Annotated in this window: 21 protein-coding genes; 16 read left to right on the top strand and 5 right to left on the bottom strand. The window is 58.7% G+C overall.

Going from position 1 to position 23,650, the window contains the following annotated elements; translation table 11 throughout:
* Nucleotides 1-17: 17 nt before the first annotated feature.
* Together QKB66_RS04720 and QKB66_RS04715 are read right to left on the bottom strand one after the other, a co-directional pair.
* Nucleotides 18-1,031 carry a nicotinate-nucleotide--dimethylbenzimidazole phosphoribosyltransferase gene (locus QKB66_RS04720; protein WP_414252793.1) on the bottom strand — a complete coding sequence of 338 codons (1,014 nt, stop codon included), beginning with the start codon at nt 1,029-1,031 and terminating at the stop codon, nt 18-20.
* 40 nt (nt 1,032-1,071) lie between these two features.
* Complete coding sequence (locus QKB66_RS04715; RefSeq protein ID WP_414252792.1) at nt 1,072-1,773, bottom strand: DUF3043 domain-containing protein; 702 nt, start codon at nt 1,771-1,773, stop codon at nt 1,072-1,074.
* A gap of 153 nt (nt 1,774-1,926) precedes the next feature.
* Between QKB66_RS04715 and QKB66_RS04710 the strand changes: the two genes are divergently transcribed.
* Entirely contained in the window at nt 1,927-2,271 is a 345-nt protein-coding gene (locus QKB66_RS04710; protein ID WP_061923570.1) for a HesB/IscA family protein, read from the top strand.
* A 170-nt stretch (nt 2,272-2,441) separates the two neighbouring features.
* Here the strand turns inward: QKB66_RS04710 and asnB are convergent, their stop codons facing one another.
* Nucleotides 2,442-4,364: an asparagine synthase (glutamine-hydrolyzing) gene (asnB, locus tag QKB66_RS04705; protein ID WP_414252791.1), complete on the bottom strand. Its 1,923-nt coding sequence runs from the start codon at nt 4,362-4,364 to the stop codon at nt 2,442-2,444.
* A gap of 410 nt (nt 4,365-4,774) precedes the next feature.
* Between asnB and QKB66_RS04700 the strand changes: the two genes are divergently transcribed.
* The 14 genes from QKB66_RS04700 to QKB66_RS04635 all read left to right on the top strand — a co-directional run bounded on the left by QKB66_RS04700 (nt 4,775) and on the right by QKB66_RS04635 (nt 20,258).
* Nucleotides 4,775-5,851, top strand: coding sequence for a cytochrome c oxidase subunit II (locus QKB66_RS04700; protein ID WP_061923561.1), 1,077 nt, complete (start codon nt 4,775-4,777; stop codon nt 5,849-5,851).
* A 23-nt stretch (nt 5,852-5,874) separates the two neighbouring features.
* Nucleotides 5,875-6,306 (top strand): cytochrome c oxidase subunit 4, encoded by a 432-nt coding sequence (locus QKB66_RS04695; RefSeq protein ID WP_070733434.1) that lies wholly within the window; start codon nt 5,875-5,877, stop codon nt 6,304-6,306.
* A 611-nt stretch (nt 6,307-6,917) separates the two neighbouring features.
* Entirely contained in the window at nt 6,918-7,502 is a 585-nt protein-coding gene (locus tag QKB66_RS04690) for a heme-copper oxidase subunit III (RefSeq protein ID WP_179294365.1), read from the top strand.
* Nucleotides 7,503-7,573: 71 nt separating this feature from the next.
* A complete protein-coding gene (locus tag QKB66_RS04685; protein WP_248091338.1) occupies nt 7,574-8,461 on the top strand; it encodes a c-type cytochrome in 888 nt (295 codons plus the stop codon).
* Entirely contained in the window at nt 8,458-9,678 is a 1,221-nt protein-coding gene (locus tag QKB66_RS04680) for a ubiquinol-cytochrome c reductase iron-sulfur subunit (protein WP_062038177.1), read from the top strand. Before QKB66_RS04685 ends, QKB66_RS04680 begins: the two co-directional genes overlap by 4 nt.
* Nucleotides 9,678-11,300, top strand: coding sequence for a cytochrome b (locus QKB66_RS04675; protein WP_248091340.1), 1,623 nt, complete (start codon nt 9,678-9,680; stop codon nt 11,298-11,300). The genes QKB66_RS04680 and QKB66_RS04675 overlap by 1 nt, the downstream gene beginning before the upstream one ends.
* Nucleotides 11,301-12,125: 825 nt before the next feature.
* Nucleotides 12,126-12,755 carry a C40 family peptidase gene (locus QKB66_RS04670; protein ID WP_248091342.1) on the top strand — a complete coding sequence of 210 codons (630 nt, stop codon included), beginning with the start codon at nt 12,126-12,128 and terminating at the stop codon, nt 12,753-12,755.
* A gap of 169 nt (nt 12,756-12,924) precedes the next feature.
* Nucleotides 12,925-14,034 carry an NlpC/P60 family protein gene (locus tag QKB66_RS04665; RefSeq protein ID WP_248091344.1) on the top strand — a complete coding sequence of 370 codons (1,110 nt, stop codon included), beginning with the start codon at nt 12,925-12,927 and terminating at the stop codon, nt 14,032-14,034.
* 10 nt (nt 14,035-14,044) lie between these two features.
* Nucleotides 14,045-15,166, top strand: coding sequence for a glycosyltransferase family 4 protein (locus QKB66_RS04660; RefSeq protein ID WP_248091346.1), 1,122 nt, complete (start codon nt 14,045-14,047; stop codon nt 15,164-15,166).
* Between the two features lie 83 nt (nt 15,167-15,249).
* Nucleotides 15,250-16,203: an ROK family protein gene (locus QKB66_RS04655; protein ID WP_414252790.1), complete on the top strand. Its 954-nt coding sequence runs from the start codon at nt 15,250-15,252 to the stop codon at nt 16,201-16,203.
* 21 nt (nt 16,204-16,224) lie between these two features.
* Nucleotides 16,225-16,971, top strand: a complete 747-nt coding sequence (locus QKB66_RS04650) for a lysophospholipid acyltransferase family protein (RefSeq protein ID WP_061923535.1) — start codon at nt 16,225-16,227, stop codon at nt 16,969-16,971.
* A 3-nt stretch (nt 16,972-16,974) separates the two neighbouring features.
* Nucleotides 16,975-18,207: an acyltransferase family protein gene (locus QKB66_RS04645; protein WP_141740976.1), complete on the top strand. Its 1,233-nt coding sequence runs from the start codon at nt 16,975-16,977 to the stop codon at nt 18,205-18,207.
* A gap of 108 nt (nt 18,208-18,315) precedes the next feature.
* A complete protein-coding gene (locus tag QKB66_RS04640; RefSeq protein WP_061923531.1) occupies nt 18,316-18,825 on the top strand; it encodes a polyadenylate-specific 3'-exoribonuclease AS in 510 nt (169 codons plus the stop codon).
* Nucleotides 18,826-18,869: 44 nt separating this feature from the next.
* The gene (locus QKB66_RS04635; protein ID WP_070497076.1) at nt 18,870-20,258 is read left to right on the top strand and encodes a class II 3-deoxy-7-phosphoheptulonate synthase; all 1,389 of its coding nucleotides are present in this window, start codon (nt 18,870-18,872) and stop codon (nt 20,256-20,258) included.
* Between the two features lie 17 nt (nt 20,259-20,275).
* Here QKB66_RS04635 and QKB66_RS04630 read toward each other — a convergent pair whose 3' ends face one another.
* Nucleotides 20,276-21,640: a protein kinase domain-containing protein gene (locus QKB66_RS04630; protein ID WP_248091354.1), complete on the bottom strand. Its 1,365-nt coding sequence runs from the start codon at nt 21,638-21,640 to the stop codon at nt 20,276-20,278.
* A gap of 71 nt (nt 21,641-21,711) precedes the next feature.
* Between QKB66_RS04630 and QKB66_RS04625 the strand changes: the two genes are divergently transcribed.
* A complete protein-coding gene (locus QKB66_RS04625) occupies nt 21,712-22,092 on the top strand; it encodes an Rv2175c family DNA-binding protein (RefSeq protein ID WP_235591065.1) in 381 nt (126 codons plus the stop codon).
* Here QKB66_RS04625 and QKB66_RS04620 read toward each other — a convergent pair.
* Nucleotides 22,089-23,648, bottom strand: coding sequence for an alpha-(1->6)-mannopyranosyltransferase A (locus QKB66_RS04620; RefSeq protein WP_414252789.1), 1,560 nt, complete (start codon nt 23,646-23,648; stop codon nt 22,089-22,091). The genes QKB66_RS04625 and QKB66_RS04620 overlap by 4 nt on opposite strands.
* Nucleotides 23,649-23,650: the final 2 nt, after the last annotated feature.

Genomic DNA, 23,650 nt, shown 5'->3' with positions numbered 1-23,650 from the left:
GCGGCGCCTGTTTGGGCCTATTCTTGAGCCGATTCTAGAGTCGGCTCTTGAGCTTCTGCGAGAACATTGAGTTCGTCCGCGGCAAGCTCGAGGGCGGACTGAATGAGCGGCAATGCGGCCAGCGCGCCCAGGCCTTGGCCGGCGCGCATCTCAAGCTCAAGCAGTGGGCGCAGCTCCAGCAGCTGCAAGGCCTTAATGTGTGCCGGCTCCGTGGTGACATTCGCCGCGAGCAGCCACTGCTTTACGCCTGGGGCGAGGGACTCGGCAAAGACTGCGGCGGTGGCGCACAGCGGGCCGTCGATAAGCAGTGGCGTGCGGCGGGCAGTGGCCTGACAGATAAAGCCCACCAATGCCGCAAAGCTAGGCGAGGATGCGGCTTGAATAACCTCCGCGCCCTCCAAGTTGCGGATGCGGAACATGGCGTCGCGGATCACGGTGACCTTGGTCTTCCACATTGCATCCGTGGTGCCCGAGCCAGGACCCACGATGGCGACCGGCTCAGTGCTGGTGAAATGACCCATGAGCGCTGCGGCAACGGTGGTAGCACCAACGCCCACCTCGGCGGGAATGAGCAGATCGGCGCCGGAATCAATCTCGGCGTCGGCAGTGGCTTGGCCCAAAGAAAACGCCGCCTCGAACTCCTCGTTGCCCATCGCCGGCTGGGCGTCGATAGGGGCGGAGGGCGCACAATCGACGACCGTGATGCTGGCGCCTGCGCGGCGTGCCAAGCTGTGGCTCGGTCCGGTGCCTTCCTTTAATTCAGCAATCTGCTGCGCGTCGGATTCGGGTGCGAAAGCAGAAAGGCCGACACCTTCGAAAGTGCGGGTAGCGATGCCATGCGAACCAGCGAAGACGACAACGCGTGGGCGGCGCAAAGCCGCCGCTGGTACGACACCCTGACAAGCAGCAAGCCAGCTCGCGACGCAGCTCAACCTGCCGAAAGAATCTCCGCGTACAGAGGAAGCCAACGCGTCGGCGACGGCGCGGCCTGCTTGCTGATCAGGCTGCGGAACCGGCGTGAGCTCAGACATCGCTACTCCTTAATAACTACCTAGATTAAGTAAGACTGCCTTAGACGGTAGCGCCGCGCTCGACGCGTGGCTTTGGGGTACGCCACTTGCGCGGCTGGGAAGCGCGCGTATATGCGTAGAAGCCCAAGCCGAAGCCAGCCTCGGTGGTTCCCGGGAACTTCAGGCGCACTGCGTTGTTGCACTGACGAGCCAGCCAGAAACCCTCGATGGCGATTACCGCGATAACCACCATGGCGAAGATATTGACCCAGTTGGCAACGTTGGGGCTGAAGTTGGCCAGCATCATAACCACAAGCAGAAGCAGCATCATAGGCATCATCCACTCGTTGATGAATTTGCGGGAATCTACCCAGTCACGCACGTAGCGGCGGACTTCGCCCTTATCGCGGGGCAGCAGGTAGCGCTCGTCGCCGCTTGCCATGCGCTCCTGGGCAAGGCGGTTAGCCGCACGAGATTCCTCGCGCTCCTTGCGCTTATATGCCTTCCATTCCTCCTTGGACATGGAAGCCTTCATTTCCTTGCGGTGCTGGTAGCGCTGGGCTTCGGACATGCCGTGCGGATCGCGCTTGACGCCGCGGGCGATCTCTTGCTGATCGCGCTTCGGCGTGGGGCGACCCTTCGGCGGGGTGTAACCCTTGCGGTGTTCCTCCGGCTTTTTAGCAGCCGGGGTTTCGCTCGTCTGAGAAGCGGGGAGGGCGGCGCTACCGTCCGCCTTTTCATCTTTTTGCCACGGAAGTTTCACGTTGATCAGACTACAAGGTTGTGGCCATTAAATGGGAATAGGCCCGCCCTGCCCGGTGTTGTGAAAGACGTAAGCGAGGTCAACCTTTCCACCTTCGAAACATTGAGGGTAGGGTAGAGGCCAGAAAAACCCGTACTTAATAGAGGAGAAGACATGACCGCTCCAGCTTCCGCTACCGGCGTCATCCTGACTGAGGCAGCAGCCGCAAAGGCAAAGGCTCTGCTCGAGCAGGAAGGCCGTGATGACCTGTCTCTGCGTATTGCCGTCCAGCCAGGTGGTTGCGCTGGCCTGCGTTACCAGCTGTACTTCGACGACCGCAGCCTCGATGGTGACAAGGTCGACAACGTTGATGGCGTAAACCTCGTCGTTGACAAGATGTCCGTTCCTTACCTCACTGGCGCAAAGATCGACTTCGCTGACACCATTGAGTCTCAGGGCTTTACCATTGACAACCCGAATGCCGGTGGCTCCTGCGCTTGTGGTGACTCCTTTAACTAAATAGCGCGCTTTTAAGCGTTTCAGCTTAAAGCGTCTTGGCTTAAGGCCCTTCGTGGCTGCAAGCACGAAAAGTGCCCGCCGCTTTCCTCTGTTCCTCCTTTTGAAAGATAAGGGAGACAGGTCAAGCGGCGGGCACTTTTTGGATAAACGTCAAAGTGACGAAACCTGTCTTATAGCTTTACCGGATAGTCGCGCTGTTCGATCTGCGGATCGATGCGATTTTCTACGAAGATGCCGTGCCAGATCATGAACGAGAGGACCGTCCACAGGCGGCGCGAGTGATCGCTCACGCCGTCGCGGTGCTCCTTGAGCATCTCCAGAACTTCCTTCTTGTTGAAGATGTCCTCGGTCTGGGACTCGTTGATCTGGTCCTGTGCCCAGCCGTAGAGCTCGTCGCCAGCCAGCCAGTGGCGCATTGGAACTGGGAAGCCGAGCTTCTTGCGGTGCAGAACGTGTGGCGGAACGATCTGCTCCATTGCCTTGCGCAGAGCGTACTTGGTGGTGCCGTGGGAAATCTTCAGATCGTGCGGAATGGTTTCTGCCACCTTGAAGACTTCCTTGTCCAGGAACGGCACGCGCAGCTCCAGGGAGTTAGCCATATTCATCTTGTCGGCCTTGACCAAGATGTCGCCGCGCATCCACGTAAACAGGTCGAGGTGCTGCATGCGGGCAACTGGGTCGAAGTCACGGGACTGCGCATAAATAGGCGCCGTGACCTCACGGTGGTCCCATTCCTCCTTGGCCCACGGAATAAGGCGCTGCATCTGCTCGAAGTTGAAGGAGCGGGCGTTGCCGTAGTAACGCTCTTCCATGGTCATGGAGCCACGGTTGAGCAGGGACTTACCCTTCATGCCTTCTGGGAGAACCTTCGACAGCTGGCCTAAGCCACGGCGCAGCGGGGAAGGGATTTTCTCAAATGGTGCCAGTGAAAGCGGCTCCTTATAAATGGTGTAGCCGCCGAACAGCTCGTCCGCGCCCTCGCCGGAGAGAACGACCTTGACGTGTTTGCGGGCCTCCTGGGCCACGAAGTACAGCGGAACCAGGGACGGATCGGCCACCGGGTTGTCCAGGTACCACATGATTTTCGGAACCGCGGTGGCGTATTCCTCTGGGGAGACGATCTTGACGATATGCTCAACGCCGATTGCTTCAGCAGATTCTGCGGCGACGTCGACTTCGGAGTAGCCTTCGCGCTCGAAGCCGGTGGTGAAAGTCAAAAGATCCGGGTTGTGGCGCTTTGCGAGGGTTGCAATCGCGGTGGAGTCGATTCCTCCGGAAAGGAAGGAGCCAACCGTGACGTCTGCGCGCATGTGCTTTTCGACGGAGTCCTCAAGCGCCTTAGCAATCTTGTCGAAGAGCTGCTGTTCGCTGCCCTCTGCCACCTTCTGGACCGGGAAGCGCGGCTTGAAGTAGCGATCGTTTGTGACCTTCTGGCCCGGGCGCAGCGTGACGGTAGAGCCGGATTCGACGCGGCGAATGTTAGCGTGCAGGGATTCCGGTTCCGGAACGTACTGTAGATCGACGTAATGCTCAATTGCGCGCTTGTCTAGGCTGAGGTCTAGACCCAGCGGCTCGGCCATATCGAGGATGCACTTCATCTCGGAGGCGAAGATGGTGCCTGCCTCGGTGGTGGCGTAATACAGCGGCTTGATGCCGAACTGGTCGCGGGCGGCAAACATCGTCTTGGTTTCGGTGTCCCAGATGACAAAGCCGAACATGCCACGCAGGTGATTGACTACATCCTCGCCCCAGTGGTGGTAGCCCACGACGATGGGCTCGCCGTCGCCTTCGGTGTTGAACTTCAGGCCGGCCGCCTTAAGCTCCTCGCGCAGCTCGATGTAGTTGTAGATCTCGCCGTTGAAGGTCAGGGCATAGCGCTCTGGATTATCTTCTGGGCCCCAGCGCAGTGGCTGGTGGGAGTGCTCAAGGTCAATGATGGACAGGCGGTTGAAGCCAAAGACGACGTCGTCGTCATGCCAGGTGCCCGCTGCATCCGGGCCGCGGTGGTGCATGCACTGCAAGGACTGTTCGAGGGCATCTACGTACTTGGCCGCGTCGTGGTTAGCGGTCAGTAGTCCGCAAAGTCCGCACATAGGGTGGTTGCTCCTTATTAATCAAGGGTATTTTTCTTCCGAATACTTTACGGGGCTTAAATCCTAAATGGAGTTACGCGCGCCGAGTTACAAGCTTCGTGGCAGTCTTTGTTCAGCAATCGGGGAGGGGTTGGCGCAGCTTACCCGTTAGGGTGCGAACTTTCGGATGATGTAGCCGCATGACCTTTGTGAATTGGGTCATAGGCTAAACCCGCCATTCGAGGGGTTGGTTCTGCCCTTGTGCAGGTGGGCCGGTAACATGCAGTGCGTTCGCAGTTTGCAGAGTGTTTCGGAAGGCCTGTGAAGCTATCAAATGCTTAAGAAACGCAGGCTCCATCCACTATCCTGATTGGATAGGAATGCTCTGTGAGCATTCGAGAAGTTTGTGTGGACAGAAAGGCAGAACACACGTGGGACAGCGTAAGCAGCGCAACTTTGCCCGTAAGGCGGGCCTAGCTGGCGCAATCGCTCTTGGCGGCTTCGCATTGGCTGGTTGTGACGTAGAAGCTCCAACCGCCGTTGAGAACCTCTTGGGCTTTGGTTGGCCAAAGGGCATTACCCCTGAGGCGGAGTCTATGTACAACTTCTGGATTTGGGTCTGGGTTGCAGCATGGATTGTTGGTTTCATCATGTGGGGACTCTTCCTCACCGCCATCTTCAAGTGGAACGCGAAGAAGGCTGAAAAGGATGGCAAGGGCGAATTCCCTAAGCAGCTGCAGTACAACGTGCCGCTGGAGATGACTCTTACCATCGTGCCAATTCTCATCATCATGGGCCTGTTCTTCTTTACCGTTCAGGCGCAGCAGAAGGTCACCGCACTGGATAAGAACCCAGAGGTTACCGTCGATGTCACCGCTTACCAGTGGAACTGGAAGTTCGGTTACGCCGAGAACAAGGTAGACGGCGAGAACTACAACGGCGAGGACACCGAGCGTAAGAAGATTGCTGAAGAATCCTCCGTTGACCCGGAGGGTGTGGAGAACCCGAACCCAATTCACGGCAAGTCCATGGGTGACATCTCCTACCTGAACTTCAACAAGATCGAGACCGTCGGCTCCACCGAAGAGGTTCCGGTTCTGGTTCTTCCTTCCGAGACCCCGATTGAGTTCCGTCTCGCTTCCGGTGACGTCTCCCACGCATTCTGGGTTCCGGAATTCCTCTTCAAGCGCGACGTATACGCGCACCCAGAGGCTAACGCTCAGGAGCGTCGCTTCCAGATCGAGAAGATTGATGAGGAAGGCGCATTCGTTGGCCGCTGTGCCGAGATGTGCGGTACCTACCACTCCATGATGAACTTCGAGATCCGTGTTGTTAACCGCGATGACTTCAATAAGTACCTGAAGTTCCGTGAGCAGAACCCGGAGGCAACCAACGCTGAGGCTCTTGAGCACATCGGCCAGGATCCTTACGCAGTGACCACCTCTCCGTTCAACTCTCAGCGCGATACCCGCACCGGTGACAACTTCGTTGACACCCCGAAGGCATAAGTAGAAAAGGACTGAATTTCACAATGCGTGCAACATCTAAGGTCTTCTACTCGATTGCGACCTACCTGTTTGTTTCCCTGATTGTTTACGTCCTCGGCGTGAACTTCGTGAAGGATGACGGCTACCTGTACGGTCCGGAGTGGGCAGGCATCGTCGGCCTTACCCTGGCGTTCCTGCTGTGCATCATGCTCGGCGTGTACATCAACTTCACCGATTCCCGCGTCGACGTCGCTCCTGAGGACTGGGAAGAGGCAGAAACTGAGGACGGCGCTGGCATCCTCGGCTTCTTCTCCCCGGGCTCCATCTGGCCGCTGGCTATGACCGGCTCCATCGCGCTGCTTGGTCTGGGCATCATCTTCCTGTACTTCTGGCTCATCGTTCTCGGCGCTGCCTGCCTGGTGGCTTCCGTTACCGGTCTGTCCCTGCAGTACGGTCTGCCGAAGGAAAAGCACTAATTTTCCTTGCGCGTTAGTGGCGGCCTATCCCGGCAGCCACTAACGCTCGCCTAAAACTTCTCGCGTCCCCCATCACTTTCCGTGGTGGGGGACTTTGGCGATCTTTGCGTCGGATGGCAAGTTCCAAAAGTTCCCGCAAAATCTAAAAGAATTTCTAAAGCGGATGTGGCGGGGGAGGAGACGGTAGTGAAAGCTGCCATCAGCGCGCGCTATATCGCCGAGTAATGGCACGTTAGGGGCTATTTTCCCGGGGGTCAACCGAAAGTTGGAAACCTGCCATTTTCGGCAGTGCCCGTTTTGTGATTTATATCATCGAGCAAATTGCTAAATTCGGTTGCAAAGTGCATCTTAAGTGTTCAAATTTTCCGGCGATTTCGCGGCCCTTTTTGTGGTCAACCGACCAATAAGCTGTTTACCTGCACGGATAGGGCGTCGTAAAGTAGTCGCAAAAGTTCCCGCTAGCAGCCGATTTTCTCCAAAATTAACCTTTGCTGGCAAAGCACTGTGGCATGGCCAAAAGTAGCTTCAAAAAATCGGGGGGAATTGAAGTGACTTCACGTCTCTGACCGACCATACTGTTATGCGTGACGAGCGTAGTTTCAAACCAAGGTATGGCAGCACCACGTGTTGCCGCGCTGAACCGACCCAACATGGTCAGCGTTGGCACCATCGTGTTCCTGTCTCAGGAATTGATGTTCTTTGCCGGACTGTTCGCGATGTGGTTCACCTCGCGTGCAAACGGCCAGGAAGGCGACTGGGCGGAGCATACCGCCCATATCAACGTGCCGATGGGTTTTATCATCACGGCAGTATTGATTTCGTCTTCCGTGACCTCCCAGTTCGGCGTATTCGCAGCAGAAAGGGGTGACGTATACAAGCTCCGACTCTGGTACTCAGTGACCTTGCTGTTGGGTGTTGTCTTCTTGGGCATCATGGCATTTGAGTGGACAGAGTTGATCACGCACGGTGTGACTGTTCAGTCCAGCGTCTTCGGTTCGGTCTTTTACATCCTGACCGGCTTCCACGCTGCACACGTGACTGCAGGCCTTATCTCCTTCGCGATCATTCTGGCGCGTATTGCTAAGTCCAAGTTCACGCCAGCACAGGCAACCGCAGCGATGGCAGTGTCCTACTACTGGCACTTCGTCGACGTTGTCTGGATCGGCGTGTTCGTAGTCATCTACCTAGTTCAGTAGGCCGTAGGAGCCCGGGAGCAGGCTCTCGGCCTACAGCCATCCATTTCCGTGTACGAGTTATCTAAAGGAAAATGATGGATAACATTCAGCAAACCGCCGCAGTGGAAGAGACCACTGCCGCGGCTAAGAAGACCCGCCGTCGCCGCAAGGCGAAGCGCACTCTTGCCGGCGCCTTCGCTCTGAGCATCGGTCTGTCTGGTGCTGGTGTCCTGGCTTCCGCCTTGACCCCAGACGCGCAGATCGCAACCGCTCAGAAGGATGACCAGGCTCTCGTTCAAGAGGGCAAGGACATCTACGACGTTGCTTGTATCACCTGCCACGGTGCCAACCTGCAGGGCATCGAGGGCCGCGGCCCGTCCCTCGTTGGCATCGGTGCTGGCTCCGTGTACTTCCAGGTGCACTCCGGCCGCATGCCGATGATGTCCAACGACGCACAGGCTGAGCGCAAAACCCCGCGTTACACCGAGCAGCAGACCCAGGCGCTTGCAGCTTATGTTGCAGCAAATGGTGGCGGCGCTGACATCGTCTACAACGAAGACGGCACCATTGCTCAGGAATCTCTTCGTGGCGCTAACTACAACGGCCAGATTCAGGCCGAGGACGTCGCTAAGGGCTCCGAGCTGTTCCGCATGAACTGTGCATCCTGCCACAACTTCACCGGCCAGGGCGGCGCGCTGTCCTCCGGTAAGTACGCTCCGCCGCTGGCTCCGGCCAACGAGCAGGAGATCTACCAGGCAATGCTGACCGGTCCGCAGAACATGCCTAAGTTCTCTGACCGTCAGCTTTCCGCAGACGAGAAGAAGGACATCATCGCCTACCTCAAGTCTGCGAAGGAAACCCCGTCTCCAGCAGGCTGGGACCTGGGTGGATTGGGCCCGGTTGCTGAGGGTCTCGCAATGTGGATCATCGGCATCAGCGCTTTGTGCGTTGCCGCTATGTGGATTGGATCGCGCTCATGAGCAATGTAAAGAAGAACTACACCAACGCAGAGCTCGACAAGATGAGCAACGATGAGCTCGCCGCTCTCGGCACCGAGCTCGATGACGTAACCGTTGCGTTCCGCAAGGAGCGTTTCCCGGTTGATGGCGACCCAGCTGAAAAGCGCGCCGCCGGTAACGTCACCTTCTGGCTGGCACTGTCTGTCATCGCTGGTATCGCCTTCCTTGGCGTTTACCTCTTCTGGCCTTGGCAGTACAAGATGCTGGGAGAGGACGGCATCTGGTGGCATACCCTTTACACCCCGTTGCTGGGTGTTACCGCTGGCCTGGCTATTTTGGCCCTGGGCTTTGCCATCGTTCAGTACGTTAAGAAGATTCTGCCTGAAGAGATTTCCGTTCAGCGTCGTCACGACGGCCCTTCCGAGGAAGTTGACCGCCGCACCCTGACCGCTCTTCTGAACGATTCTTGGAAGACCTCCACTCTGGGTCGTCGCAAAACCATCATGGGTCTGCTCGGCGGCGCAGGCGTTCTGTTTGGTCTGTCCGTTATTGCTCCGCTGGGCGGCGCAATCAACAACCCATGGAAGAAGCGCCACGAGCTTAACTACGCTGGCGACGGCACTCTGTGGACTTCCGGTTGGACCATGCACGAAAAGGGCGTGAAGCTCTACCTGGCTCGCGATACCTCTACTATTGCGGAAAAGCACGAGGGCGAGTCTGGTACCCACTACACCACCCGTGGCCTCGCTCGTCTGGTTCGCGTGCGTCCTGAGGACCTCGCTGCCGGCGGTATGGAGACTGTCTTCCCGCTTGCTGCGGAAGACGTCAACGACGGTGACCTGTGGTCTGAGGATAAGGACGTCTACGAAAACCACATGCACTCCATTCACGGCAACCGCAACGCCGTGATGCTCATCCGCCTGCGTCACTCCGACGCACAGAAGGCAATTGAGCGTGCTGGTCAGGAAGACTTCCACTACGGCGACTACTACGCCTACTCCAAGATCTGTACCCACATTGGTTGCCCGACCTCTCTGTACGAGGCTCAGACCAACCGCATTCTGTGCCCGTGCCACCAGTCGCAGTTCGACGCTTTGCACTACGGCAAGCCGGTCTTCGGACCTGCAGCCCGTGCACTGCCGCAGCTGCCGATCGGCGTGGACGAAGAGGGCTACCTCGTTGCCAAGGGCAACTTCATCGAGCCTGTCGGACCTGCATTCTGGGAGCGTAAGTCATAATGAGTAACAAACTTGCCAAGATGGGCAACAACATGGATTCGCGCTACTCCGCAGCCGGAGTACTGCGAACCCAGCTGAACAAGGTCTTTCCGACCCACTGGTCCTTCATGCTCGGTGAGATGGCTCTTTACAGCTTCATCATCCTGCTACTGACCGGTATCTACCTGGCACTGTTCTTCGACCCTTCCATCACGAAGGTCATCTACGACGGTGCATACACCCCGCTGAACGGCGTTGAGATGTCCCGCGCTTACGCAACTGCGCTGGATCTTTCCTTCGAGGTTCGCGGCGGCCTGTTTATCCGCCAGATGCACCACTGGGCAGCACTGATGTTCATGATGTCCATGGTTGCTCACATGCTCCGCATCTTCTTCACCGGTGCGTTCCGTCGCCCACGTGAGGCCAACTGGATCATCGGTTGTGCACTGATTCTCTTGGGCATGGTCGAGGGCTTCCTCGGCTACTCCCTCCCGGACGATCTGCTCTCCGGTGTTGGTCTGCGAATCATGTCTGCTATCATCCTGGGCCTGCCTATTATCGGCACCTGGCTGCACTGGGCTATCTTCGGCGGCGACTTCCCGTCCGACCTCATGCTGGACCGTTTCTACATCCTGCACGTTCTGGTTATCCCGGGCATCATCCTGGGTCTGGTTGCCGCTCACCTCATCATGGTTTGGTTCCAGAAGCACACCCAGTTCCCTGGACCAGGCCGCGCAGAAAACAACGTTGTCGGCGTCCGCATTATGCCGGTCTTTGCTACGAAGGCAATCGGCATGGGAATGATGGTTGCTGGCGTTCTGGCTCTGATGTCTGGTCTGCTGACCATCAACGCCATCTGGCTGCTTGGCCCGTACAACCCGTCTCAGGTCTCCGCTGGTTCCCAGCCGGATATCTACATGCTGTGGACCGACGGTGTTGCTCGTGTCATGCCGGCATGGGAGCTGTACCTGGGCAACTACACCATCCCATCCGCGTTCTGGGTAGCTCTCCTGTGTGGCGCCATGGTTGTGCTGCTGTTTGCTTACCCGTTCCTGGAGAAGAAGTTCACTGGCGACGATGCTCACCACAACCTGCTGCAGCGTCCGCGCGATGTTCCGGTTCGTTCCGCTATCGGCGCAATGGCTATCACCTTCTTCCTGCTGGTGACCCTGTCCGGTGGTAACGACCACGTCGCACACTTCTTCCAGATCTCGCTGAACGCAATGACCTGGGTCGGCCGTATCGGCCTCATCGTCTTGCCTCCAATCGCTTACTTCATTACCTACCGCATCTGCGTTGGTCTGCAGCGATCTGACCGCGAGGTCCTGGAGCACGGCATCGAGACCGGTGTTATCAAGCAGCTGCCGAATGGTGCCTTCATCGAGGTTCACCAACCGCTCGGCCCAGTCGACGAGCACGGCCACGCTGTGCCGCTCGAGTACGCTGGCGCTCAGGTTCCGAAGCAGCTCAACCAGCTCGGCTTCGCTGACTCTGAGACCCAGGGTATTTTCTCCCCGGATGACTCCGCACTCATGCACCGTGTCCACGAGATTCACGAGGAGAACCACGCTGAGGAGGCAGAAATGTTCCGCCGCCTCAACGAGGCAAACCGTCGCGAAGACGAAGAGCACGGCCGCATCTAAGGCTTCTATATAAGAGCCTGAAACTCGCTCACAAGCCCCCGTCTTTCCTACTGCTAGTAGGAAAGACGGGGGCTTTAGCGGATCCCCACATCGGTCCGCTAGGCGCCTGCGTTGCTCGCCGTTTTCTACTCCTTATATATAGGAAGCAATCCATTCAGGTTTTAAGGCGAGAACTCTGGGGATAAGGAGAACGTCTTAAATAGGGGAGTAGTGCATTCTTCTGGCGCGTACACTCGCCCAAACTGAGTACAAATGTGTGTGAAAATTGGTGCTCGTGAGCTTTCAAATCCGGGCCAAAACCAAATTGTGAGGAAGGTCACTGTCGCAATTTTTTACACTAAATTCGCTTCAAGAGTTGATGATAATGAGTGTCCTGCAAGCGGCATTGTTGGCCATTATTTTTGCAGGTTAGGCTTTGTCTCAAAATGATAACGGGGAGCGTTCCCCGGCTAAAGGTCTGAAACATTTCAGAAATGTCAATGGAAGATAACGGGACGATAACGACCGCGGTTTTGGGTCGGTGATTCGACATTGGCCGTAACTGTTTCGTAACCTACTTGAGACATTGAGTTACCGACGAAGTGGTGCTCAATAACGAACTGAAGATTTAAGTGCCGCATCTGGCCCCTCCTAATCCGGGGGCCGAGTGGAGATGCTCCTACAGGAACGGAGCATCAACGAACGCTAGGCCCGCCCCGGGCCAGAGCTTCGAATGGTTCGCAGAAATTGTGAACCCGAGCGTGAATCTTTGCTTCCAGTATTTCTGCGAAGTAATTGCGCGTGCTCATTCGAGGTAGGCGCACAGGAAGATTTGGAGTTTAATTCGTGTCTAAGCACCGTCGTCAGGGCGCAATCACCACCCGCCGTATTGCAACCACCGCAGTTGCTGCAGCGTCCGCAGCAGTTGCAGTCCCAGCAGTTGCACAGGGTGCCGAGGTAGTCATCCCTAACACCGACTACCGTTTCGAGGTTGCGGGCCTGGAGAACGTCCCGAATATCAACCAGGTTCCGAACATTCAGCAGTATGTTCCGTCCCTGCAGCAGGAGCACGTAAACTACGCAGCGTCCGTACAGGCGCCGGTACCGGCTCCAGCCGCTGCTCCGGCACAGTCTGCAGGGCAGAAGGCTCTCGCAGCTGCACGCTCCGTCATTGGTGCACCGTACGTTTACGGTGCAAACGGCCCGAGCGCATTCGACTGCTCCGGTCTGACGTCTTGGGCATACCGCCAGGCCGGCGTTGAGATCCCACGTACTTCCCAGGCTCAGGCTGCTGCTGGCAAGCAGGTCTCCCTGGATGCTCTGCAGCCGGGCGACATCATCGTCTACTACTCCGGTGCATCCCACGTCGGTATCTACACCGGCAACGGCACCATCATCGACGCTTTGAACTCCGGTGTCCCGGTTCAGGAGCGCCCTCTGGATTACATGCCGATCCACTCCGCAGTTCGCTTCTAAGGCTTAAGTAGCTGCATTCGGCATTATTAGCCCTTGCCTCCATTTATTTATGGACGGCAGGGGCTATTTGTGGTTTTATGGCTTTTGTTCGCATACTCGCTTTTAGTGCGAGATATACGCTAGTATTAAGCGGTCTATTATTATTTTTTTAAGTTGGGGAACTTTTACCGTGCTTTCTTCCACTTTGCGGGCCCACCGCACTTTCTACGCGACATTGGCCGCAGCGCTTACCGTATCCACCGCTTGGGGCGTGGGGGTCGTGCCGCAAGCAGCGGCGCAAGAGGTCGAGCAAGTTCAGGAAGCGCCGGCTGCCGCAGCGCCTGCGGAGCAACCTGGCAGTCCTGAGAGCGAGGACCTGCAGAAGTTGGTTGACCGTGTCGCGGACGTCGCCCAGCGCGTGGCTGCCAAGAACGAGGAAGTCAAGGCTTCCGAGGATGCACTGGCCGCTACCGAAAAGGAAGTAGAACAACTCCAGAAGCGTGCCGATGACGCGCGCATAAAAGCGGATGCTGCAGCTGTTGCTGTAACAGACCAACAAGCACGCATTAACGGCATCGCCCAGTCGCGTTACCGCGGTGATTCCACCAGTGCCGTCGCAGCCGCTTTGGATGCCGCAGATCCTGGCACCGCCGTTGAACGTATGGGCTACCTTGGTGCGCTTTCGCGCACCGCGCAACGCAATCTTGATGACAAGGCTGCGGCCGCCGACGTCGCTCGCAGACTACAGGACGAAGCCGCCGCTGCCGTAAAGGCCGCGCAGGATAAGGCTGTGGAGCTTGAACAGCAGCGGGATCGCCTTCTCAAGGAGCAGGAAGAGCTCGAAACACAGAAGAAGGAGATCGAGGAAAAGGTCGATAGCCTAAACGAGGCGCAGCGCGCTGCCTTTGTGGGCCGCTTCGGCGCTAAGGACGTCGACGTTGCCGCCTTGTCCGACGGTTCCGGTTCCAAGGCCGTCGAAGCTGCCCTTACCCGCTTGGGTGCGCCGTATGGCTGGGGTGCTACGGGCCCTGACGTCTTTGACTGCTCAGGTCTTATGCTTTGGAGTTATCAGCAGATGGGCAAGTCCATTCCGCGTACCTCGCAGGCGCAGCTCGCAGGTGGCACCCAAGTCCCACTCGATCAGCTCGAGCCCGGTGACATCATCGGTTACTACCCAGGAGTTACCCACGTCGGTATGTACGTCGGCGATGGCAAGGTAGTACATGCTTCGACCTATGGCGTGCCGGTTCAGGTTGTTCCGGTGGACTCTATGCCGATCCAAGGAGCGGTGCGCTACTAGAGTAGGGCGCATGGCGCGCACACTACTGGTTAGCAATGACTTCCCGCCCACGATTGGCGGGATTCAGTCATATCTACGGGACTTCGTCTCCACCCTGGATCCGTCCGAGGTTGTCGTCTTTGCCTCGACGCAGGATGCTGAGGCCGCCGCGCTTTACGATGCCGCCCAGCCCTATCAGGTCATCCGTTGGCCGCGTCGCATCATGCTGCCTACTCCGGCAACCGTGCGCGAGATGCAGCGGCTTATCAAGGCCTATGACATCGACATCGTTTGGTTCGGTGCGGCAGCCCCTCTTGCATTGATGGGCAAGGCTGCCAAGGAAGCCGGCGCGACCAAGGTTGTGGCCACTACTCACGGCCACGAGGTGGGGTGGTCCATGCTTCCGGTTGCCCGTCAGGCGCTGCGGTGCATCGGAGAGCACGCTGATGTTATTACGTATATCTCCGACTACACGCTGCGTCGTTTGCAAGCGCCTTTTGGCCCTGGGCCGAAGTGGGTGCATCTTCCCTCTGCGGTGAGCCTGGAGGATTTTCAGCCGGCCGATGAGCAGAAAAAGCAGGCTGCGCGTGCGCACTTCGGTTTGTCAGATGGTCCCGTCATCACGTGTATTTCCCGCTTGGTCCCGCGCAAGGGGCAAGACCAGCTGCTGCGAGCCCTGCCGAAGGTGCGCGCGCAATTTCCCAATGCACAACTGCTCATCATTGGTCGCGGCCGCTACCGGAAAGCTTTAGAGCGGTTAGCCGAAATCTATGCCCCCGACGTCATCATCCGCGAGGCCAAAGACACTACGGAGCTGCAGATGGCCCTGCACGCCGCCGATGTCTTTGCCATGCCCGCGCGTACCCGTGGGGGAGGCCTCGATGTCGAGGGCTTGGGCATCGTCTACCTTGAGGCCCAGGCCTGCGGCGTGCCCGTCATCGCCGGTGACTCCGGCGGCGCACCGGAGACCGTCACGGATGGCACCGGCATCGTGGTGAGCGGTTCAAGTGTTGCCGAATTGGAGGAGGCATTGTGCGCCTTGCTAGGCGATGCACCTCGCGCCCGCCGCATGGGGCAGGCTGGCCGCAACCACGTGGAGACGGCATGGACGTGGGAAATCATGGGTGGGCGCCTGCGTGAAATCTTGGGTTAGTGGCAGAGATTAATTTCTTTATCGATTCCGCTCGAACATGCAGAATGTGACCAATACCCCGGCGGGGGTATATCCTGTTGTGCATGCTTGAACACGCTCAACCTGCCGCGGACTCCGGATTCACCATTGGATTCGACATCGGCGGCACCAACCTACGCGCGGCGACCATCAGCGCGGAGGGCAACATTGTTGATTCGGTGAGCGTGCCAACCGCGGATAACGCCCGTCAGCTAGAAGATGACATCGTCCAGGCTGTAGACACCCTCCGTGAGAAGAATGAGATCTCCGCAGTCGGCTTGGCACTCGCCGGCTTTTTGGATCCCCAGTGTGAAACCGTGCGCTTTGCCCCGCACTTGCCGTGGCGCGATGCGCCGGTGCGCGAAATCTTAAGCAAGCGGCTCGGTCTACCCGTACGCCTCGAGCATGACGCTAACTCCGCAGCGTGGGGAGAGTGGCGCTTCGGTGCCGGGCGCGGCGCCAAGGATTGGGTTTTCTTCTCTGTCGGCACCGGCATTGGCGCAACCTTGATGACCGAGGCCAAGATTTACCGCGGCGCGTTTGGCACGGCCCCAGAATTCGGCCACCTTATCGTGGTACCGGGTGGACGCGAGTGCTCCTGCGGCAAGCGCGGCTGCCTGGAACGCTATGCCTCCGGTACCGCATTGCCCGATACCTGTGAGGAGCTGCGCCCAAGCTATTCCACCACGCTGCCAGTAGGTGCCGAGGGAGTAGAAATCACCACCGCCGCACGCGCCGGCGATCCTCTCGGCCTAGCCGTCATGGAGCACTTCGGAACCTGGCTGGGCCAGGGTCTTTCCATCGTGGCAGACGTCTTGGATCCCGAGCTGATCGTGATTGGCGGCGGCGTCGCCAATGATGCGGATCTCTACCTAGGCACCGCGCGAGAGAACATGGCGCGCCAAATAGTAGGGGCGGGGCATCGCCCGCTGGCCCGCGTGGCCACCGCAGATCTGGGCTCAGCGGCGGGTATGATTGGCGTAGCTGACCTAGCCCGCAATGGGCTTGCCGTAGGTTAATTAAACGACAGGGACAACGCGATGCGAAACAAGTGGTACTGGGCATTTAAGAACATCTTTTTCGGTCCTGCCTTGCGGTTGTGGAACCGCCCGTGGACTGAAGGCATGGATAACATTCCCACTGCAGGTCCAGCGATTCTTGTCTCCACGCACCAAGCGGTGATGGACTCTTTCTTCTTCCCACTGATGTGCCCGCGTCAGATCACCTTCTTGGCCAAGAGCGAGTATTTCACTACCCCGGGCTTGGTGGGCCGCGCGCAAGCGTGGTTCTTCAGCTCGGTCGGCCAGGTCCCTGTCGAGCGCGACAGCGACAACGCCAGCGATGCCATGCTGGAATCCGCACAGCTGATTCTGAATAGAGGAGACCTTTTTGGCATCTACCCGGAGGGCACCCGTTCTCCTGATGGCCGCATCTACAAAGGTCGTACTGGTATGGGGCGCATCGCCATGACCACCGGGAAGAAGGTCATTCCGATCGCCATGATCGGTACCCGCAAGGCCAATCCGATCGGCAGCTGGGTGCCGCGTCCTACCAAGGTCGGCATGCGCGTTGCCGAGCCGATCGATCCGCATGAGTGGGCAGCGGAACGCGGTTTGGACCCGAATGAGCATGACACCATTCGTGCTTTCACCGATTACGTTATGCAGGAATTGGCCGAGCTTTCCGGCCAGCCATATGTCGATGTCTATGCCTCTGAGGTCAAAGCCTCCCTGCAAGCAGGCAAGGGCTATCCTGCAGGCGCGGAACCAAAATACGAGGCGCACTAGGCGGTGAGTTCCCCTAAGGCTCGATTAGCGTGGCCTGACATCGCCAAGGGTATTTCCATCCTTGGCGTTGTTCTTTTGCACGTCACGCTCACTGTTCCCGAATCCAGCGAGACCCGACTCGCGGCCCTCAACCTCTGGCTAGACCCGCTGCGTTTGCCCCTCTTCTTCCTCGTCAGCGGCTACTTTTCTACGAAGGTTTTTAACTTCACCTTCCCGCAGCTTTTCGCGCGCCGCCTGTGGTATTTCATCGTGCCCTATGTGGTGTGGATGGCCGTGGAATTGCAGGTAAAACGCCTCGAATTACACTGGGTCTTCGAAAGCGACATCTTTGATCGCAATGAGATGCTGTTCAACATGGTCTTTGGCCACACGATGGCCTGGTTTATCCATTCTCTGATCTTCTTCAACATCTTCTTGTGGTGCGTACGCAAGCTGCCCGGCTGGCTGGCCGTGCTTTTAAGCTTTACGCCGCTGTTGTTCATGGCGTGGCAGGCGCACTTTACCTTCATTGCCAAGGCAATGATGTTCCTGCCGATGTTCGTAGCCGCGGCTTTCTTCCGGGACTGGATTACCCGCTTCGCCTCCGAAATCGAGGCACCTTTCAAGGGACACTTTGGCCTTTCCACCGCCTTTTTCTACGGCGGCACCATTGTGGCTTACCTCTGCGGCTCCTTTTTCCGCCGTGCTTGGGATTCTTATCCCGAGGAGGTCTTCATTCCATGGCCGCTGCCCGGTGCGGAGTACCTGACCTCTAACGAGGTGCACATCTTGGTCCGCTTCGTGGAACAGGCCTTGGAGGTCCCGCTGGGCATTGTGCTTGCGATTTGGGTCTCCTATGTCCCAGTCCTGTCCAAGGGATTGCGCTTTATAGGCTCGCACACGCTGCCCATCTACTTGGCGCATCCCATCGGCCTTACAGTGGGCTATGGCTTCTTCATGGCTTGGTTCCCACATGAGGTCACCCTGCACGGCGAGCACTTGCTGGATAACACCTGGTTCTGGTTGATCGCTTGCTTCGTCTTCGCAGCCATTGCCTCTCTGGCGCTATGGGCGCTGGGGCGCGTGCCGATTGTAGGCTGGCTGCTCAAACCGCCAGACATCTCGCATCTCATCGACGCGCCTGCACAGCAGGATTATCATCCAGAAAACACTCCGCCAGAAATCACTCCGCGGCAAGACCCAAAGGCCCACCGCCGCGAGCGGGTTCATTGTTGCAGCGCACGCCGTCGCGACTAGCAGGTGCATGCGTGGGCGCGGAGGTCGGGCGGCGTCGCCAAGCACCGCCTCTTGCACCCCAGACCCCAAGGCATGCTGAGGGAGGGAAGCCAAGTAAGATTAGGCCCCGTGCGCTACTTCTATGACACCGAGTTTATTGAGAATGGAAAGACCATAGAGCTGGTCTCCATTGGCATCGTCGGCGAAGATGGCAGCGAATTTTATGCGGTATCTACCGACTTCAACCCCGCGCATGCCAACGCGTGGGTGCGCGAGAACGTTCTCGATAAGCTGCCTTCCCCGAGCGATCCCGTCTGGAAGTCGCGCGACCGCATTCGTGAGGAGCTCATAGAGTTTCTCACCAAGCACTCCACTCCGGTCGAGCTCTGGGCTTGGGTGGGCGCCTATGACCACGTGGTTTTGGCCCAGTTGTGGGGCGATATGGCGGGCTTGCCTAAGCGCATCCCGCGCTATACCCGCGAGCTCAAGCAGTACTGGGAATTCGCCGGCTGCCCGAAGTTGCCGCCGGTGCCGCAGGGCAATCACGACGCGCTTGTCGACGCGCGCCATAACCTAGCCAAGTTCCGCGCCTGCATGGAGGCACTACCCCTGACAAGGGCCAACCAAGTAACTATCTAGTCCCAAACTATCCTGCGACAGGGAGCTAATGGTTAAATAGCCATGTGAGTTGGACAGTAGATATCCCTAAAGAAGCACTTCCGGATCTTCCACCTTTGCCTGCCGGCATCGAGGAGCGATTCCAGGATGCCATCGCACGCAATGCCAAGCAGCAGCCGAGCTGGGATCGCGCGCAGGCAGATAACGTGCGCAAGATTCTGGAATCCGTGCCGCCCATTGTCGTGGCACCGGAGATTGAAGAGCTTAAGCGCAAGCTTGCCGACGTCGCGCTCGGCAAGGCATTCCTGCTGCAAGGCGGCGACTGTGCTGAGACCTTTGAATCCAATACCGAGCCGCACATCCGCGGCAACGTGAAAACCTTGCTGCAGATGGCAGTGGTGCTCACCTATGGCGCTTCGACCCCGGTTGTGAAGTTGGGTCGCATCGCCGGTCAGTACGCGAAGCCGCGTTCGTCGGACATGGACTCAAAAGGTCTGCTCAACTACCGCGGCGACATCGTCAACGGAGTTGAACCCACCGAAGAGGCCCGGCGTCACGACCCAGCCCGCATGATTCGCGCCTACGCTAACTCTTCGGCTGCCATGAACCTGGTGCGTTCGTTGACTTCGTCTGGCACCGCCGACCTGTACCGCCTGCACGAGTGGAACCGCGAATTCGTGGCAAACTCCTCGGCTGGTGCGCGCTACCAGGCGCTGGCCGATGAAATTGAAAACGGCCTGGCTTTCATGAACGCCTGCGGAGTTTCTGACGAGACCCTACGTTCTGCTGAGATCTACTGCTCCCACGAGGCCCTGTTGAAGGACTACGAGCGTTCCATGCTGCGCCTTGGCATGGACACCAACGGCGAGACCAAGCTTTACGATCTTTCCGCCCACCAGCTGTGGATTGGTGAGCGTACCCGCGGCCTCGAGGACTTCCACGTCAACTTCGCCGCGCTCATCGGTAACCCCGTGGGCATCAAGCTTGGCCCTGGAGTTACCCCGGAGCAGGCGGTGGAGTACGCAGAAAAGCTCGACCCGAACCGCGAACCAGGACGCCTGACCATGATCACCCGCATGGGCCACGACAAGGTGCGTACCGTCTTGCCAGCAGTGGTCAAGGCAGTAGAAGACTCCGGCCACAAGGTAGTCTGGCAGTGCGATCCAATGCATGGCAACACCTTCACGGCGTCGAATGGTTACAAGACCCGTCACTTCGACAAGATCGTCGACGAGGTCCAAGGCTTCTTCGAGGTCCACCGCGAGCTGGGCACCCACCCAGGCGGCGTGCACCTTGAGTTCACCGGCGAGGACGTCACCGAGTGCTTGGGCGGCGCTGAGGACATCACCGACCTAGACCTGCCGGGTCGTTACGAGTCCGCAGTGGACCCGCGTCTCAACACCCAGCAGTCCCTGGAGTTGTCCTTCCTCATAGCGGAGATGCTGCGCAACTAGCGGGCAAAGACCGCTACTTAGGCTAGGAACTGCGGCAAGAAGCCGTAGTTGCCTGAGCCAAACCACCAGCCGCCGATCGCCACGGCGACGGTAGCTAGTGCCACGAGCGCCAGGAAAAGCAGCAGTGAGAAGATACTGCGGTTAGTTTCCCGGCGCTCTTCTGGTTCCTCCTCCGCGATGCGGGAGAGCTGATTGTGCTGTTGCGGGGCAGGAGCCGGCGCCTGCTGCGGCATCGGAGCCGGTGGAGTTTGCGGAGTCGGGGGCACCTGCCCGGCGTAGGGATCGATGCGTGTCTGCGATGGATAAGCCGCCGGCCGCGGCGCGGCTGGCGTATCGGCGCGCGTTTCGAAGCTAAGAGGCGCGCGCTGTGGCTGCTGCGGAAGGTATTCGGTTGCCGGTTCTTCTTCGGCAGGCCGCGGCTGGGGCGCCGAGCTTTCTAACGCCGTGGTGGCATCGAAGACGTGGGTAGCCCCCGTGCCGGAGAAATCCGTGGGCTGCTCGGCAGTGCGGGCGGCGGCAGCGTTGCGGGGGACAGGGACAGTGAAGTCGGGGAGTGCGAGCTCCCGCGTGACGTCGTCAAGCGCGTCCAAGAACTCGCCTGCGTCGGCGAAGCGCTCGGACTTTTCCCGCGCCGTGGCGGTGGCGACGAGGGCGTCGAAAAGCTTCGGCACTCCCGCAATGCGAGACGAAGGTGCCGGCACATCTGCCTGCAGGCGTGCCTGCGCGTGCTCCAATGGGGTAGCGCCACGGAAAGGAACGCTGCCTGTCAGAAGCTCGAAGAGGACGATGCCGGCGGAATAAACATCGGAGGCCGCCGTAATCGGCTCACCGGTGACCTGCTCTGGCGAAAGATACGACACCGTACCGATGATCTGGCTCGAGCCCCGCTCCGCTGCGGCCGAACGCACCAGACCAAAATCCCCCACCTTCACGCGGTTCTGTGCGGTAATCAGCACGTTGTCTGGCTTGATATCGCGATGGACTAAACCCGCGCGATGGACTTCATCCAAGCCCATGAGCATCGGGTGCATGACCGCCGCCGCGGCGTGTGCCGGCATGGGTCCGCGCTCGGCGAGCAGCTCGCGCAAGGTGCCGCCGGTGATAAGTTCCATGATGAGAAAAATTGGCACGCCATCGGAAGAGAAGTCATGCACTCCCACGAGGTTTGGATGCTGCAGCTGCGCCATCGCGCGGGCCTCGCGCTCGAAACGCTTCACAAAGGCCGGATCGTCTTGATAGTGCTCATGCATCACCTTCGCCGCCACCGCACGGCCTAAGCGCATGTCGACGCAGCGATAAACCGTGGACATGCCGCCCCGCGCGATCGGCCGATCGACGCGATAGCGGTCCTCGAGAATGTCGCCTATTTCCAGCCTTGTCATGTAATCCAGTATGGCTGATAGACGCAGCGATGTGGTATCCGGCTAAGGTTGTGTCTGTGACTAATCCACAGATGAATTCCGAACAGGCCAAGAACGAAGAAATCGCTGCCCTCCTGGAAGGCGAGGAGCTGTTGACGCTGCAAGAGGTGGCGGACAAGCTCGACCTGCAGATTACCCGCGTGTTTGATCTGCTGGGCGCCCGCAAGTTCATCGCGTGGCGCAACGCAGAAGGTACCCGCTTGGTGCCGGCTGCCTTCTTTAATCAGAAGGGCGTTATCTCCAAGTATGTTTCAGGCGTTATCACCGTGCTTAGCGACGGCGGTTTTAGCGACCAAGAGATCTTCATCCATCTTTTCACCGAAGATGAAACTCTCCCGGGCCGCCCGATCGACGCCTTGCACGGCCACCTGGCGCGCGAAGTTATCCGCCGCGCGCAGGCTTCTGCTTTCTAGGCAGTAGCTTTTTCTGCAGACTCTGCTTTTATGGGTTCCTGGGCTGCGTTCCTACGCAGCCCATCACCGATCTTGGGGCTGACGCCAGCGAAGATCCACTGCGTTAAAGCCCACGCGGCAACGACCATGGCGATATCCCACCACCAGTTATAGAGCTGGTGGTTGCCATCGCCGGAGAAAGCGACGCCGATAAACAGCGAAACGCCGGTGGTTATCTTCAGCAGCAACAGCGGTGGGCGGAAGGTGCCCATCAGCGTCAGCACCGAGGCGTAATACCAAGGCAGAGTCACCGAATTGAAGAGGAACGCCACCTGGTAGGCGCCCGCAGTGCCGGCGATGGCACGGCGCACGCTGCCGCGGCCCAGCCACCACATGGCCACCAAGCCGATGAGCATCAAAACCATCGAAATGGTGCGCAGTACGTTCAGCACGCCGTTGTAGGTGGTATCCGGGCTGAAGATCTGAATCAACGGAATCATGACATCGGCGGCAAAGGTAGGGCCAGCTAGGGGATTGACCACCTTAGAGTTGCCGCTGATCTGCGAAAGCCAGCCCCAGGAGCTGCCCGAAGCCCAGGTAATTGCAGCCACCGCAAGGCCTACCTCAGCCAAAGCCACGATGCCGGAGAGCACAAAAGCACCAAGCTGGCGCCCGCGCGAGGCCGAGCCCGGCGCATAGTGCAGCACCATCATCCACACCACGAAGGGGGCTGCGAAGATAGCTGTGGCTTTAAGCGCCACCGCGACGCCGATGAGCAGCAAGCCAATGTGGAAGCGTTTCTTCACCGCAGCCAGCAGGCCGAGTGATACCAAAGCCACCATCACGGACTCGTTGTGCATGCCCGCTACCAAGTGCAACACCACCACTGGGTTGGCCACGCCAAGCCACAGCGCTAGGGCAGGATCGCCGCCAAGGGCACGGGTGAGATGCACAATCGCCCACGCGATGACCGCAAAGCCAAGCAGGGAAATCGCCTTGTAGATGATGATACCGGCGGCCACATTGTCCCCGACTACGCGCGTGACTGCCTCGGCCATCCACAAGTGCAGCGGGCCATATGGGGTAGTGGTGTTGCGCCAGTCATGGGAGACCTCCAGCAGGAACGGGCCTGGATTGACCGCTGCGCCTTCCGTATAAGGATCGAAGCCATCGCGCACCATGGCGCCCTGCATCAGATAGGAATAGACATCGCGGGAGGCTAGGGGAGCGGCGAAGAGCAAAGGCGCAATCCAAGCGCTCAACATGATGCGGATAGAGCGTAGGCCACCGTTGTGCTGAGGGTTTTTCAGCTGCGGATTAATAACTTGGCGGCCTGCCAAAATCCATGCGGCAACCAGACCAAACAAGCCGACCCAGTAGAGCACCATGCCCACGTTGCGGCCGTGGCCATAAGCCAAGAAGCCGACGTTTAGCGCTTCGAGGAAACCGCCGCGATTGCGCGTGGCGCCGCCCGAAAACGAGGCAAAGGCCAAGATGATGCTGGCGATGATTCCCACCGGCAGCGCATTGGGCAGGCGCACGGTATAAGTCTTGTGACCTTTCTCAGGTGCGGTCATAG

The sequence above is a fragment of the Corynebacterium sp. c25Ua_89 genome (assembly GCF_047459735.1).
GTDB lineage: Bacteria > Actinomycetota > Actinomycetes > Mycobacteriales > Mycobacteriaceae > Corynebacterium > Corynebacterium simulans.
The sequence above is the reverse complement of the archived record's forward strand: the minus strand, read 5'-3'. Positions and strand labels throughout refer to the sequence as shown.

Excerpts from the sequence above, each read along its gene's own strand:
- QKB66_RS04720 (WP_414252793.1), bottom strand. The coding sequence starts at position 1,031 with ATGTCTGAGCTCACGCCGGTTCCGCAGCCTGATCAGCAAGCAGGCCGC.
- QKB66_RS04710 (WP_061923570.1), top strand. The coding sequence starts at position 1,927 with ATGACCGCTCCAGCTTCCGCTACCGGCGTCATCCTGACTGAGGCAGCA.
- asnB (WP_414252791.1), bottom strand. The coding sequence starts at position 4,364 with ATGTGCGGACTTTGCGGACTACTGACCGCTAACCACGACGCGGCCAAG.
- QKB66_RS04695 (WP_070733434.1), top strand. The coding sequence starts at position 5,875 with ATGCGTGCAACATCTAAGGTCTTCTACTCGATTGCGACCTACCTGTTT.
- QKB66_RS04690 (WP_179294365.1), top strand. The coding sequence starts at position 6,918 with ATGGCAGCACCACGTGTTGCCGCGCTGAACCGACCCAACATGGTCAGC.
- QKB66_RS04685 (WP_248091338.1), top strand. The coding sequence starts at position 7,574 with ATGATGGATAACATTCAGCAAACCGCCGCAGTGGAAGAGACCACTGCC.
- QKB66_RS04680 (WP_062038177.1), top strand. The coding sequence starts at position 8,458 with ATGAGCAATGTAAAGAAGAACTACACCAACGCAGAGCTCGACAAGATG.
- QKB66_RS04675 (WP_248091340.1), top strand. The coding sequence starts at position 9,678 with ATGAGTAACAAACTTGCCAAGATGGGCAACAACATGGATTCGCGCTAC.
- QKB66_RS04660 (WP_248091346.1), top strand. The coding sequence starts at position 14,045 with ATGGCGCGCACACTACTGGTTAGCAATGACTTCCCGCCCACGATTGGC.
- QKB66_RS04655 (WP_414252790.1), top strand. The coding sequence starts at position 15,250 with ATGCTTGAACACGCTCAACCTGCCGCGGACTCCGGATTCACCATTGGA.
- QKB66_RS04650 (WP_061923535.1), top strand. The coding sequence starts at position 16,225 with ATGCGAAACAAGTGGTACTGGGCATTTAAGAACATCTTTTTCGGTCCT.
- QKB66_RS04630 (WP_248091354.1), bottom strand. The coding sequence starts at position 21,640 with ATGACAAGGCTGGAAATAGGCGACATTCTCGAGGACCGCTATCGCGTC.
- QKB66_RS04625 (WP_235591065.1), top strand. The coding sequence starts at position 21,712 with ATGAATTCCGAACAGGCCAAGAACGAAGAAATCGCTGCCCTCCTGGAA.
- QKB66_RS04620 (WP_414252789.1), bottom strand. The coding sequence starts at position 23,648 with ATGACCGCACCTGAGAAAGGTCACAAGACTTATACCGTGCGCCTGCCC.